This window comes from Psychrobacter arcticus 273-4 (genome assembly GCF_000012305.1).
GTDB classification, from domain to species: Bacteria; Pseudomonadota; Gammaproteobacteria; order Pseudomonadales; family Moraxellaceae; genus Psychrobacter; species Psychrobacter arcticus.
Map to the genome: position 1 here is coordinate 2,046,466 of NC_007204.1, position 14,409 is coordinate 2,060,874.

General features: G+C 44.4%; 11 protein-coding genes. 6 read left to right on the top strand and 5 right to left on the bottom strand.

Annotated features, from left to right (window positions below; all coding sequences use genetic code 11):
- The first annotated feature begins 193 nt into the window (after window positions 1-193).
- The 3 genes from PSYC_RS08580 (at window position 194) to PSYC_RS08590 (ending at window position 3,543) form a co-directional block, all read left to right on the top strand.
- Window positions 194-1,402 carry an alpha-hydroxy acid oxidase gene (locus PSYC_RS08580; RefSeq protein ID WP_011280918.1) on the top strand — a complete coding sequence of 403 codons (1,209 nt, stop codon included), beginning with the start codon at window positions 194-196 and terminating at the stop codon, window positions 1,400-1,402.
- A gap of 98 nt (window positions 1,403-1,500) precedes the next feature.
- On the top strand, window positions 1,501-2,631 hold the full coding sequence (locus PSYC_RS08585) for a rhomboid family intramembrane serine protease (protein ID WP_011280919.1): 1,131 nt from the start codon (window positions 1,501-1,503) through the stop codon (window positions 2,629-2,631).
- A gap of 99 nt (window positions 2,632-2,730) precedes the next feature.
- On the top strand, window positions 2,731-3,543 hold the full coding sequence (locus PSYC_RS08590) for a MipA/OmpV family protein (RefSeq protein ID WP_011280920.1): 813 nt from the start codon (window positions 2,731-2,733) through the stop codon (window positions 3,541-3,543).
- Window positions 3,544-3,736: 193 nt separating this feature from the next.
- Here PSYC_RS08590 and fumC read toward each other — a convergent pair whose 3' ends face one another.
- Window positions 3,737-5,140: a class II fumarate hydratase gene (gene fumC / locus PSYC_RS08595; RefSeq protein WP_011280921.1), complete on the bottom strand. Its 1,404-nt coding sequence runs from the start codon at window positions 5,138-5,140 to the stop codon at window positions 3,737-3,739.
- A gap of 143 nt (window positions 5,141-5,283) precedes the next feature.
- Here fumC and PSYC_RS08600 point away from each other — a divergent pair, with 143 nt between their 5' ends.
- From PSYC_RS08600 to lon, 3 genes are all read left to right on the top strand, one after another.
- Window positions 5,284-5,976 (top strand): 5-formyltetrahydrofolate cyclo-ligase, encoded by a 693-nt coding sequence (locus PSYC_RS08600; protein ID WP_011280922.1) that lies wholly within the window; start codon window positions 5,284-5,286, stop codon window positions 5,974-5,976.
- Complete coding sequence (locus PSYC_RS08605) at window positions 5,976-6,227, top strand: hypothetical protein (protein WP_041757752.1); 252 nt, start codon at window positions 5,976-5,978, stop codon at window positions 6,225-6,227. The genes PSYC_RS08600 and PSYC_RS08605 overlap by 1 nt, the downstream gene beginning before the upstream one ends.
- Before the next feature lie 412 nt (window positions 6,228-6,639).
- The gene (gene lon / locus PSYC_RS08610) at window positions 6,640-9,135 is read left to right on the top strand and encodes an endopeptidase La (protein ID WP_049750952.1); all 2,496 of its coding nucleotides are present in this window, start codon (window positions 6,640-6,642) and stop codon (window positions 9,133-9,135) included.
- Window positions 9,136-9,419: 284 nt separating this feature from the next.
- Here lon and topA read toward each other — a convergent pair whose 3' ends face one another.
- From topA to PSYC_RS08630, 4 genes are all read right to left on the bottom strand, one after another.
- Window positions 9,420-12,098 carry a type I DNA topoisomerase gene (gene topA / locus PSYC_RS08615; RefSeq protein WP_011280924.1) on the bottom strand — a complete coding sequence of 893 codons (2,679 nt, stop codon included), beginning with the start codon at window positions 12,096-12,098 and terminating at the stop codon, window positions 9,420-9,422.
- A gap of 279 nt (window positions 12,099-12,377) precedes the next feature.
- Window positions 12,378-12,974 carry a hypothetical protein gene (locus tag PSYC_RS08620; RefSeq protein WP_011280925.1) on the bottom strand — a complete coding sequence of 199 codons (597 nt, stop codon included), beginning with the start codon at window positions 12,972-12,974 and terminating at the stop codon, window positions 12,378-12,380.
- Window positions 12,975-13,315: 341 nt separating this feature from the next.
- Window positions 13,316-13,717 carry an ExbD/TolR family protein gene (locus PSYC_RS08625; RefSeq protein ID WP_011280926.1) on the bottom strand — a complete coding sequence of 134 codons (402 nt, stop codon included), beginning with the start codon at window positions 13,715-13,717 and terminating at the stop codon, window positions 13,316-13,318.
- 7 nt (window positions 13,718-13,724) lie between these two features.
- Window positions 13,725-14,306, bottom strand: coding sequence for a MotA/TolQ/ExbB proton channel family protein (locus tag PSYC_RS08630; RefSeq protein WP_011280927.1), 582 nt, complete (start codon window positions 14,304-14,306; stop codon window positions 13,725-13,727).
- Window positions 14,307-14,409: the final 103 nt, after the last annotated feature.

The following is a 14,409-nucleotide window of genomic DNA, read 5'->3' on the forward strand; positions in this document are numbered from 1 at the left end:
GCTATACTGGGAATCCAGTTGAACCCTGTGAATCCACAATCAGCACTCGAACTGACGCTATTATATTAATTGTAATAGCGTCAGTTTTATTTCACGGTTAAGATAGTGTCATTCAATAATTAACGACAGAACATGAATGACAACAACATCATAATTAATAAACGCTTACCAAATAAGTACCAAGGAAGACCTCATGAAAAATTTGAGCAAAATTACTGAGATTGAAGACTTACGGCGCGTGGCACAACGAAAAATACCTCGCATGTTTTATGATTATGTTGACTCAGGCTCATGGACCGAGACCACCTATCGTAATAATGAAACTGACTTTGACCGTATCAAACTGCGTCAGCGGGTATTGGTCAATATGGAAGGACGCTCGCTTGCCACCGAAATGCTGGGTACGCCAGTAAAAATGCCGGTTGCTATTGCGCCAACAGGCTTTACTGGCATGATGTGGGCAGACGGAGAAATCCTCGCGGCACAGGCAGCAGAAAAGTTTGGCGTACCGTTTTCACTATCGACTATGAGTATTTGCTCTATCGAAGATGTAGCAGAACATACCAGCCAGCCCTTTTGGTTTCAGCTATATATGATGCGCGATATGGACTTTATAGCCAATTTGATTCGCCGCGCAAAAGAAGCTAATTGTTCAGCGCTTATCTTGACCGCCGACTTACAAGTACTCGGTCAACGTCATAAAGACATTAAAAACGGTCTATCTGCGCCACCAAAACCGACGCTTGCCAACATCTTAAACCTGATGACCAAGCCGGAATGGTGTATGAATATGCTCGGTACCAAGCGGCGCACCTTTGGTAATATCGTCGGTCACGCTAAGAACGTTGAGGATATCTCATCGCTATCAGCATGGACAGCTGAGCAGTTCGATCCTGCGCTGAGCTGGGACGATGTCGCCAGAATTAAAGACATGTGGGGTGGCAAGTTAATTATCAAAGGGATTATGGAGCCAGAAGACGCCGTACTGGCAGCTCGTAGCGGTGCCGATGCGCTAGTGGTCTCCAATCATGGTGGACGCCAATTAGATGGTGCGCCCTCCTCCATTTCATCCCTAGCCGATATCGTACAAGCCGTGCGTGCTGAGGACAGTCAGATTGAGATTTGGCTCGATAGTGGTATTCGCTCCGGTCAGGATGTACTTAAAGCGATGGCATTAGGAGCCAATGGCACGATGATTGGTCGCGCCTTTTTATATGGTCTTGGCGCGTATGGCGAAGATGGTGTCCGCCGAGCGCTTGAGCTGATTTATAACGAATGTGATATCAGCATGGCGTTTTGTGGTCATACCGATATCAATGAAGTGCGCGATGATATCTTAGTCAAAGGTACCTACGAGCATCTTAAAACTGCCTTGCCTTACGTAGCGCCGATGCGCTGGTAAGTGTAGACAGGATAGCTGCTTAGACTGGTTGGTCGCTTTCTTTATACTATCCATACCCTTTATACTCTACCTATACCCTTTGATTGATATCTCATTTTATGACTATCCAGCAGCTGTTTAAAACCGCACCGGTCACTACTTTACTATTAATCAGCTTTATCGGACTGTATATCGTACAAGTGCTGACTGGTGTCGATGCCAATAATCCATCGACTGAGGCATTGATAAAATGGGGAGCTAATGCCCTGCCTTTTACCATGGATAACGAACCGTGGCGATTGGTCAGCAGTGCCTTTTTACATATTGGCTTAATGCACTTATTGTTTAATGGTTTTGCCATGTATTTCTTTGGGCAAATCGCCGAGCCGATGTTTGGCTCGCTTAAGTTTCTCACGCTGTTTTTACTCGCGGCAATCGGCGGCAACTTACTGAACAATTACGTCACTTGGCAAGGTATTGTGGATGGGACGGGACAAGCCGGATTATCTGCAGGCGCATCGGGCGGTATTATGGGCATTGGCGCGGCGTTATTAATCGCTGCGCTGTTTAAGATATCGGTTAATGGTATGGTGCTCAATTTAAAAAGCCTAATATTTATTATGGGCATCAACTTGGTCTATGGTTTTGCGGTGCCGGGTATCGATAATGCGGGTCACATTGGCGGTGCAATTACGGGTCTTATCATTGCACTGGCGTTTGCTATTGCCCATCGTCAGAGCATGGCAGCTGTCATTCAGAATACTGCCATTAATCAAATTGACTATTTACCCCATTATCAAAGTGAGCAGCAAAACGAATATCACAGCACTTATATTAATACGCCAGTGAATAGCGATACTCCCGTAAATAGCGATACTCCCGTAAATAGCGATATTGGGTTTACAAGTCAGCAGCATCATACTGGTCACGGCACTGATTTTGATAATAAGACTCACTTAAATAGCACTCACTTAAATCATGACAGTTTGCATAATGAGAGTCATGTGGATAATAATAGTGGTGTAAACTCAAACGTAACTATTAATCCTATTAACCCCATCAACCCTATTCGCCCTACTCTTAACGAAACCCTGAATGAGAAAAGCACAGCCATTAAACCTGCGCTTATTTGGCAGTTGCTGCCGTGGATTGTGATGTTATGTATTAGTATTGGCTTTATGTGGTGGTGGCAAGATATTCATCAGCAATTAATAGAAGTACTAAATGCCATCGAGCAAAGCACTATTTAGTCTATACCTCTTTTATTTTTAACTGACGCTAACGTAATGAGAAGCTTGCGCGTTTTACTATTTTCATCCCTCTGTTTCACCCACTTATGAGAGCAAATCATGTCTACATCATCAGCGTTATCACCGACTTTTACACGTGCTTTGCTTAGCACGTTGACGGCTACTGCCATGCTTGGCGCAGCTAGCCTATCCAATGCCGCACTCTTCAATAAAAACTTACCGACTGTTCCAGACGCCGAGTTAAGCGTTGGTGTCAACGTCATGGCGGTCAATTCAGCATACGATTTGGAAGAAAGCACCGAGATAAAAGTATTGCCAGGGGTGTTTTATGACAACAATAGAGTCTATGCGCGCGGTACCCAAGCGGGCGTATACCTTATCAATGATGGTAGCAATCAGCTAGCTGCCTATACTCAGCTTGCTGGCAATTCATTTGAGCCTGATGACGCCACTGGCGCACTAAGCGAACTTGATGAGCGTAAAGCCTCTGCTGCTGCAGGCTTAAGCTATACGCGTCTGACACCGGTTGGTGGCTTTCGTGCCCAATATGCGACTGATATTTTAGACCGTAGTGGCGGTAATATTGCCCGCTTAAGCTACCTTGGTAAAATCAGTAAGAACAAACTCACCGTCTATCCAAGCGTTGGCTTTGAATATCATGATAACGACTACAATCAATACTACTACGGCGTGAGCGATACAGAATCAACTAGAACGGGTGTTGCTGCTTATACTGCCAACTCAAGCTTGAATCCCTACATCAATGTTAGTGCCAACTATGACTTTAATAAGCGCTGGGCAGGCTTTGCCAATCAGAGCTTAAGCTATCTACCAAATGAGCAATATGACAGTCCAATGGTTGACTCGCGTACTGATGCAACGACGACGCTTGGTTTGCTTTATAAGTTCTAAAGCGTTTTAAATACTTAGCATAAAAAAAGACCTTGCCACATCCATTTATAAAGGATGACAAGGTCTTTTTGTTTACTAACTTCTAAGTGGAACAAATATGACACTGCTACAAGAAAGACGAGTGCAAATGGTACTCATCGTACATTAAGCGAGTCTGACACCGTAGGTAGCAGGTCATTATTTGGTCTACTGCTTACTTAGGGTTTACCATATCAGCAGGAATAACCCACTCATCGAACTGAGCTTCGGTTAACAGCTCTAATTCAACGGCAACTTGCTTCAAGGTTTTGTTTTCTTTATAAGCAGTCTTAGCGATTTTTGCCGCATTTTCATAACCGACGTGACGGTTAAGTGCGGTGACTAGCATTAATGAGTTATGTAAAAAGTCATCGATTTTGTCTTTTACTGGCTGGATACCAACGGCACAGTTTTCGTTAAAGCTATTGCACGCATCACCAAGCAGTTTGATAGATTGCAATAGGTTGAAAGCGATTACTGGCTTGTAGACGTTTAGCTCAAAGTTACCTGACGCGCCTGCCATGCTGATAGTCACATCGTTACCCATAACTTGCGCCACAACCATGGTCATCGCTTCTGACTGAGTTGGGTTTACTTTGCCCGGCATGATAGAAGAGCCTGGCTCATTTTCAGGAATCGTCAACTCACCCAAACCACAACGAGGACCTGATGCCAACCAACGTACGTCGTTAGCGATTTTGTTTAAGCTTGCTGCTAGCGTTTTTAATGCGCCAGAAGCAAATACTTCAGCATCACGAGCGGCTAATGCTTCAAATTTATTCGGTGACGTCACAAATGGTAGACCAGACAATGTCGCCAATTGCTCAGCTGATTTTACCGCATAATCAGGATGGGCATTTAGACCCGTACCTACCGCCGTACCGCCTAGTGGCAATTCATACAAGCCTTGTAGCGCATTATCAATACGTACCAGTGAATGGTCAAGTTGGCTAACATAGCCGCTGAACTCTTGACCTAAGGTCAAAGGCGTGGCGTCTTGTAAATGCGTACGACCGATTTTAACAATGCTATCGAATTCTTTGGCTTTAGCATCCAAGGTATCGCGTAGTGCTTTTACCGCTGGAATCAATAAACCATTGATTTCACGAGCAGCAGCAACACGAATCGCGGTTGGGAAGCTGTCATTGGTAGATTGAGCATGGTTGACATGGTCATTTGGGTGAATCGGCGTATAGCTGCCACGCTCATTACCAGCGATTTCATTGGCACGATTGGCAAGCACTTCATTCATATTCATGTTTGACTGGGTGCCAGAACCTGTCTGCCAAACAACCAATGGGAACTGATCGGTTAAACCACCATTGATGACTTCATCAGCAGCTTGGACGATCAGGTCGCGCTTGTCTGTATCGATACGCTCAAGGCTCGCATTGGTAATCGCAGCGGCTTTTTTGACCAGTGCCATCGCTTCAATCATCGGGCGCGGCAAGGTCTCGCCACCGATTTTGAAGTTTTCGCGGCTACGCTGGGTTTGGGCGCCCCAATAAGCATCGGCTGGGACTTCTACGTTGCCCATAGTGTCTTTTTCAGTACGAGTTGCCTGATTCTGTGTTGACATAACTACCCTCTTTGATGGTTTGGTAATGAATGGTTTGTCATAAAAAGTGCAACAGCTGCTGCACACAAAGAAAAATACGATACAAAGTGGCGTTATGATAGCATGACTTATCACAAATTTCTCCACGTCCGTGAGGGTAACTGATGTCTAAGATTACTAGTCAACAAAAATCCACTAATTCACTACCTCAGTTATCTGTCGTGAGTAGTCGCGCTACCAATAACGTCCAAACAGATAACACTATTATCAATCCGCCCAGACGCCATTTCACTCGCCAGCGTCGCCAGTTAAGTGAAAGCACGCGTAGGCAACTGGCGCATTCAGCCAGCCTACATCTAACCAAATTACAGCAGCGTCTGCCACCGCGTGCACGCATTGGCTTATATTATGATGGCTTTGGTGAGCTGCCCACTCAGCCACTATTGGACTGGTGTCAACGCTTAGGCTATCTGCCATATTTGCCAGTGGTCGGCTCATTAGGACAGCATGATAAACGTCTGCGCTTTGTACCTATTTATCATGCAAAACTGTTAAATATACCGACACGTATTCATAGCTTAGGGATGAAGCAAAACCATCATCGCAGATTATTGTGGGCAGCAGAATTAGATGTCATTATCTGTCCATTAACAGCGGTTGATAAAAACGGCAATCGCATGGGCATGGGTAGCGGATTTTATGATACGACCCTTGGCAAAAGCTATCAGGCTGGGGCAAAAAAACCATTGAAAATTGGCTGGTGTTATGATTTTCAAGTGGTTGAGCAACTAGATCGTCAACCGTGGGATGTGCCGTTAGATGGTTTGATTACACCAAGTGGTTTGAGGTGGTTTTGATGAGTAATAATAAGGAACCTCTGGATACTAATTCTAGTGCAGAGAGTGTTGAGCAGCATTTGCAAGAGCTAGAGAAAATGGATTATGAGCTGCTATATTATAGTCAAGAGCAAGCTTTTAGCGCTGATGAGCTGGCAAGAGTGATCAATGAGGCGCGCTTAAATACGCTACTGGCGCAAAGTAATGCGTTTTTAAGTAGTGTAAATAGTGAGATTACAGATTTTGATGAGAGCATCCCAGATTCTGTGTAACTGCCGTTTAGATTAAATGCCTGCTGATAAGGTGGGTTCAAAGCTGCTATCACGGTCTCTTGGGGTGGATATCTCAAGATCGCCTGTGTCACTGCGGACTGAACCGCCCCGACTAAAACCCACGCGCAAAACCTCACATCTAGAAGAGAAAAGGCAAATAAACCCGCAATATTCCCGCTACTGCTACTGAGTAAGCCTTGCAATTTTATATAGCAGCACCATTTATCTAAACATGAACCACTAACTTGACTTTACAAGTCTGGTGAACGAGGAAGAATATATGAGTGAACATAAAATTAATAAAGACAATATCGACATCGATGTCGACGTTTCATCTACCGTTGCTGATGACAACGAGCAAGAAAACGAGCTAAAAACCTCGTCTGACCATTCGGTAGAAAATGAGTTGGATATGTCATCTGATAATGCTCAAGAAGACGCTACTGATAAAGACAGTAATAGTAAAGACAGTGATAGTAAAGACAATGCTGTTGAAGATTATTTGCCATTACTAGCTCTGCGTGATGTTGTCGTTTACCCGCATATGCAAATTGCTTTATTTGTCGGTCGTGAACCGTCCGTCAAAGCCGTTGAGTTAGCGCAAGCAGAATACGGCAATAAAGTACTGGTGGTCGCTCAAAAAGACTCGCTCACTGAAGATATCGATCACGACAACTTATATCAATACGGCACGGTTTGCCGCATCGTCAGCACCATGCCGCATGATAGCGATGAGAATTGCATCAAAGTATTGATTGAAGGTCAATACCGCGCGCGCGTTGATTCGATAGAGAGTCATGATGACTTATTGATGGCAAGCTTTGAGCGGGCAGACCTTGATGTCAGCATGGATGAGAGCCAGCAGAAAAACACCATACAAGCTTTGACCTCGCTGTTTGAAAGCTATGCGGATGCACGTCTGCGTAATGCGCGTGAGCTAACACGCGTTGCAAAGCGTATTGATGATTTGCTTGAGTTGGTCTACTTCATCTCAACCCGTGTCTCGATGGATCTTGATATTAAACAGTCATTTTTAGAAAAAAATGATATCAAAACCCATATCAATACTTTGACCGAGTATTTGGTCAAGCAAAGTGCCGAGCAAAACATCGAGCAAGATATCCAAGAAGCTGTCCGTCAGCAAATGGAAGATAACCAGCGTGAATACTTCTTAAACGAGAAGATGAAAGCCATTAAAAATGAGCTGTCGGATATGAATGACGGCGCATTCGATGGTGAAGATGACGTGGTTGAGTTAGAACAGCGTCTAGAAGATGCAGACTTGCCAGAAGATGTACGTAAAAAAGCAGATCAAGAACTTAAAAAGCTGAAAATGATGCCGCCAGCGTCCTCTGAGTCCTCGGTAGTGCGTAACTATATTGAGTGGATTTTGGATACGCCGTGGAATGCGACGACTAAAGTTTCAATCAATTTAGATAAAGCAAAAACCGTCTTAGATGAGGACCATTATGGCTTGCAAGATGTAAAAGATCGCATCCTAGAGTACCTCGCCGTGCAATCACGGGTGAAGAAGCTTCGCGGGCCTATTCTTTGCTTAGTCGGTCCTCCTGGTGTTGGTAAAACCTCATTGGGTGAGTCGATTGCGCGAGCAACTGGTCGTAAGTTTGTGCGTATGGCGCTTGGCGGCGTACGTGATGAAGCTGAGATTCGTGGTCATCGCCGTACTTATATCGGTGCAATGCCAGGTAAAATCGTACAATCACTGGCAAAAGTAGAAGTCAAAAACCCACTATTCTTATTGGATGAAATCGATAAGATGGCACATGACTTCCGCGGTGATCCAGCATCAGCATTGCTTGAAGTATTAGATCCATCACAAAACGATACCTTTAACGACCATTATCTAGATATGGACTTAGACTTATCGCAAGTGATGTTTATCTGTACCGCTAACAGTATGGATATTCCAGCAGCACTGCTTGACCGTATGGAAGTGATTCGCTTACCGGGTTATACCGAAGCAGAAAAAGTGAATATCGCGCAAAAGTACCTCGTGCCAAAAGCGATTAAGAATAACGGTCTTAAAGAAGGCGAGATTGAGATTGTTGAGGCAGCGTTGCATAGCATCGTCCGTAGCTATACTCGTGAAGCAGGTGTGCGTAACCTTGAGCGTGAAGTCAATAAAATCTGCCGCAAAGTGGTTCGCGGTTCGGTTGAAACGCATGGTGCACGCACTCCGAAAAAAGCAGAACGTCAACTGGTAGTGGTCGACGACAAAAACATCGATGACTATCTAGGCGTGCATCAATATGACTACGGTCTGGCGGAAGAAGAGCCTGAGATTGGTCGTATTACCGGTCTTGCTTGGACTCAAGTCGGTGGCGAGCTACTCACTATCGAAGCAGTCGCCATGAAAGGCAAAGGTGAGCTTATCTTTACCGGCTCTTTGGGCGATGTGATGAAAGAGTCTATTCGTGCTGCCATGAGTGTGGTACGTGCGCGCGGTGACAGCCTAGGGATTGACTACGAGACGTTTAAAACTACTGACGTCCACGTGCATATGCCAGAAGGTGCCACACCAAAAGATGGTCCATCTGCTGGTGGCGCGCTCACGACAGCGCTGGTATCTGCCTTAACTGGTATCGCCATTCGTCCAGATATTGCCATGACAGGTGAGATTACTTTACGCGGTAAAATCCTGCGTATCGGCGGTCTTAAAGAAAAGCTGCTAGCGGCGCATCGTGGCGGTATCAAGCATGTGTTGATTCCGGATACCAACGAGCGTGACTTGGCTGATATCCCTGATAATGTCAAAGAAGGCTTGACCATTCAGCCAGTCGCAACGATTGATGAGATATTAAAAGTAGCATTGGTCAGCATGCCAATACCGCTTAAACCTGCAAAAGTGACGGTTGATAAAACCAAAGGTAAAGCTCTACACAACTAAGCGTAACCGCTTGATAGTCAATATTAAAAAAGCCGCTTACAGCAATGAACTGACCCCCATAAGTTGGACACAATTTATGGGGGTCAGTTCATATCTAAGAGGTTTTTTTATGGCTTAAAACTATCGTTGAAATACTTTAAAGTCGCTACCGTATTGCTGGTGTAAATTTTTTGCAGCCTCTGTCTGCGTAGGCACAGCAAGCAAGAAAAATTTGCACCAGTAGTACGTGTTGTATCGATATTACTTTTCACCGACTATACTTATGGCTTACAGGTAAAAGAGACTCACTCCTCTACCCACTCACCTTTGCGCCAGTACACGCCCCAGCGTGTGGCTTTACCATTTTTCTCAGAGCCAATATACTGCTCTTTTTTCTTACGTGACCAACGCAGAATCGTAGGATTACCATCAGGATCTTCATCTGGTCCTTCAAACAGATACTGGAATTTATCTTCCATTTTATCTTTAATCTCTCTTAGCTCAGCAAGCTTTGGTGGACGCGTTTCCCGTACTTTAGGAAACTTAGATGCTGCTAAGAACATCCCGGCAGCCCCTTCACGCAAGATAAAGTAATCCTCATGCTTCACTGATTTTAGCTCTGGCAGATGAATAGGATCCATGCGCGGCGGTGCTGCTTCACCCGTTTTGAGCACTTTACGGGTATTGTCACATTGCTGGCAAGCGAAGTAAGGACCAAAGCGTCCCGTCTTAAGCTCCATTTGTCCATCGCACTTATTGCAGTCAATGGTTGGAGAGTCAGAACCAGGAACTTCAAACTTGCCTTCTTCTAAGACATAACCATCACAATCAGGATTATTACCACAAACATGTAGCTTAAGACCGCCATCTACAATATAACCATTCATTGCCGTGCTACATTTCGGGCAACGCTTTTTCTCCATCAAATCTCGGACTTCTGCCGCTTCATCATCACCTTCTGCATCATCAAGATTGGCAAAAGCTTCGACTGGCATTAAGTTCTTAGTGCCTTTACAGCGTTCTTTCGGCGGTAAGTTATAACCGGTACAACCTAAGAATACACCGGTAGAACCGGTACGCAGTTGCATCGGACGATCACAAAGATCGCAATGCACGTCTGGTACATCGGTCGGATCATTCGGGCGCATGCCGTCTTTTTCTTTAGCGCGATCAAGGGTAGTCTTGAAATCCCCGTAGAAATTATCAAGTACATCCTTCCAGTTTGTATCACCTTCAGCAACATGGTCCAGTTTATCTTCTAACGCTGCGGTAAAAGTATAATCCATCAAATCCGGAAAACTTGCCGTCAGTCTGTCAGTGACAATATCACCCATTTTTTCGGCAAATAAACGCTTATTCTCGAGCTTCACATAACCACGATCTTGAATGGTCGAGATGATAGAAGCATATGTCGATGGACGACCAATGCCTTTTTTCTCAAGCTCTTTAACCAAGCTTGCCTCAGTATAGCGCGGTGGCGGCTTGGTAAAATGCTGGCTTGGATCAAGTTTATCTACCGTTAACTTATCCCCTTTTTTGACATCAGGTAATAAATTGTCGTCGGTCTTGGCAGGTGGCATGACTTTGGTATAACCATCAAATACCAAGGTGCGACCGCGCGCTTTTAGCTCGACATCATCAGCAGCAACGAATAAATTTACTGATAAATATTTTGCTGGTAGCATCTGACAGGCCACAAACTGACGCCAAATTAGCTCATACAAACGTATCGCATCACGCTCAACAGCTTTAAGCTGCGTTGATTTCATATTGACGTTAGACGGACGAATCGCTTCATGCGCCTCTTGTGCGCCTTGCTTATTACCATAGAAGGTTGGCTTTTCTGGCACATATTTTGCGCCATAGCTGTCTTCAATATAACCACGTACAGCAGCCAGCGCATCGCCTGATAAAAAGGTTGAATCGGTACGCATATAAGTGATATGACCGGCTTCATATAAGCGCTGCGCTAAAATCATGGTTTTCTTAACCGAAAATCCTAATCTTGTACTGGCAGCTTGTTGCAAAGTCGAGGTAATAAAAGGCGCGCTTGGACGTGACTGCGTTGGCTTTTCTTCACGTTCTTTAACGATAAAGTCATTTGCTTTAAGAACATCTAATACTTTATCGGTCTGCTCTTTATTAACGAGCTTTAGCGTTTTGCCGCCTTGCTTGGTAGCTTCTAAACGAATACCAATTTGCTCAGCGTCTGTGGCTTTTTTATCTTTATTATCAACAATATGGGTATCGGCATGAATCTGCCAATACTCTTCTGGAATAAAGGCGCGGATTTCGTGTTCACGCTCAACGACCAAGCGCATAGCAACTGACTGTACGCGACCCGCAGATAAACCGCGCGCGACCTTTTGCCACAGTAATGGCGATACCATAAAACCAACCACACGGTCTAAAAAGCGCCGCGCTTGTTGCGCATTGACGCGGTCAATATCAAGTTTAGAAGGCTGCTTAAAAGCATTTTGAATAGCAGATTTGGTAATCTCGTTAAAGACCACGCGCTCATATTTACTGTCTGCGCCGCCAATCACTTCTTTGAGATGCCAAGCAATGGCTTCTCCCTCTCTATCCATATCCGTCGCGAGATAGATTTTATCAGCGTCTTTGGCTAAGGCTTTCAGCTCTTTAATGACCTTGGTCTTGTTTGGCAACACTTCATAGACTGCCGCCCAATCATGCTCAGGGTCAATACCCATGCGCCGTACCAATGCTTGCTGAGTTTTTTCTTCTTTGGTCAGGATGTCATCTTTTTTGGTCGTTGCTGGTTTCTTTGCGCTTTTGCTCGCACCAACGGGCAAATCTCGGACATGACCGATACTTGAGCGCACGATAAAATCATCACCCAAGTATTTATTGATGGTTTTTGCCTTGGCAGGTGATTCAACAATCACTAAAGACTTACCTTTTGGGCTGCCTTTGGGTTTGTCTGCAGCGGGCGCTGCGCTTTTTTTGGTTGTGGGTTTTGTCATATGTGACGACACCATAATAAGTAAATTAAAATAAGAATTGTCTAGCAGCATGCCATTTATAGGGTTTGGTTATAATAGCTTGGCAAATTATTGTAGTAATGGCTGCTAGTAAAATCGGTTATAAAAAAACGATAACCATAACGAAAGGATTCAGTTATAAAGACGTTACACTGCTAAGGCTTAAACTGTCAACTGAAAATGATTGACCGTATGTCAAAAGCACTTGCATATCCTTCGCTTATGGAGACGAAAAAACAATTTGCTACCTTTTAGCAATTTTTATAGGCTCTTTTGCATCTGTAGCACCCATTGCTCAAGCTTTTCTTTGAGCGCTAATAAATCGCTCTCAATCAATTTTTGCTCATACGCAGGATTGGTCGCAGGGCGTACATAAGCGATATCTTCCCAATAAATCACAATGCTATTAGCTTTAGTCAATAAACCCTTTACATAGGGCTCAATACTGACTGGCAAATCCAGTGGTATCTTGTCCAAACTGATATTGGTCTTCTTAACAATCGTATGCGTATTGCTTTGATTAGCACGAATAGCACTTGGCACAGTGAGCGTGAGCTCATCTTTAGTCGTATCAACAAAATTATTATCTGGTCGCCATTGTCCATCGATCATTTGATAGCGTGTATAAGGCAGATGCGTATCTTCTAATATTAAGCCATACTGACCCATCATCCCGCGACCATACTCGTTGTCTTTGCCCTTTATCCAGTCAGGACAAGCTACTAGCTTTGGATTGAGCTGCAATCGACGCGCGGTCATACGCAGCTTATCTAAACGCTGATCGATACCGCTCGGCTTGAGCGCCATCATACTCCCTAATACGAATAGTACAATGATAATAACAATCCACATACCCATGACAATCTGACCTTTTAGCTAATGAATTCGCTCATAACAGCGTTTATTTATATATATGACTGACATTGATAACTGTATTTATAATGCATGTAAGCCCTCAAAAACCAAGCAAAATAGATAGCATGTACATAAATTACCGTTTGGTAGATTCTATATTATCATGAGACAAGCAAACGGCTCACCTACAAAGCGGCTGATATTTATAGTGGTATATCAAATACTTAGTACAGAAAACAACTCATCCAATAACAAGATACAAAAAGTCGTGCATATAAAAAGGTGCTATGATAAACCATAATTTCAAACGCGCGCAGGTTTATTATGAATAATCTTATTAACCATTATTCATTAACAAAGGCTATTTTGCTTAACCCCGCTTGACTAGCCGCCGCCAACACTTGGGCGACCGTATCATATTTACTGTCTTTATCCGCACGTAGCTGTACAGAAGGGTCTTTACCAGTGGCACTTTGCTGCTGCAAACGTACTGCTAGCTCCTCCATAGTAATAGGGTCGCTGTCCCAAAATATGCCTGCGTCTTTGTCAATACTGATTTGAATCGCCTCGGGCGGGATTTCATTTAACGTCGCACTGGTCTTTGGCAAATCTAATGGCACCGCTGGATTCAGTACGCTAGCCGTCAGCAAAAAGATAATCATCAATACCAGCATGATATCAATCAGCGGAATGAGGTTCATCTCATTCATGCTTTGACTATCATCATCACCCAATTGAAATGCCATAATATTCTCAAATTGATGGTTGTTGTGTAGCTGATAGCTCAGCAGATTGCGCCAGCAAGTCATGGGCGCGATCATTGGCATGGTACATGACGCTGCGATTAATACGTACCGCAAGGTTATAGAACACCACCGCTGGAATCGCCACGGCTATTCCTAAACCGGTCATGATAAGTGCCTCACCTACCGGTCCCGCTACCTGCCCAAGTCCCGCTTGTCCGCTCATACCAATATTATGCAGGGCATGAAAAATACCCCATACTGTCCCAAACAGACCAATAAATGGCGCAATCGCCGCCGTCGTACCCAGGATAGGTAAACCACGCTCGCTGGAAAAACGGTAACGACCAATGTGCTTTAGTAAGGTTTGCTCAGTAATCAGGCGCCGCGTCGCGGCATCTGCTACGCTTAAATCTGAGCGCTTTGCCTGCAGCTGCTGGCTCAAATCATCGGCAACAGTAGTCACCAATTTTCGGCTTTGTAGTACACGGATGATGCCCGTGACCCAAGAAACGATAGATAAAGCGAGCAGTAAAAAGAACAAGGTTCTAGTCACCGCATCGCTATATTGCCAGTAATTTGTAAAGTCCATGTCAGACTCCTTGTGTTATTGCATGACTTGCCAATTTATTATATGTGACGATCTTAGTCTTAATAAAAGGCTAAAGCGAATATCTTGCAGCGTGTAGCAGCTT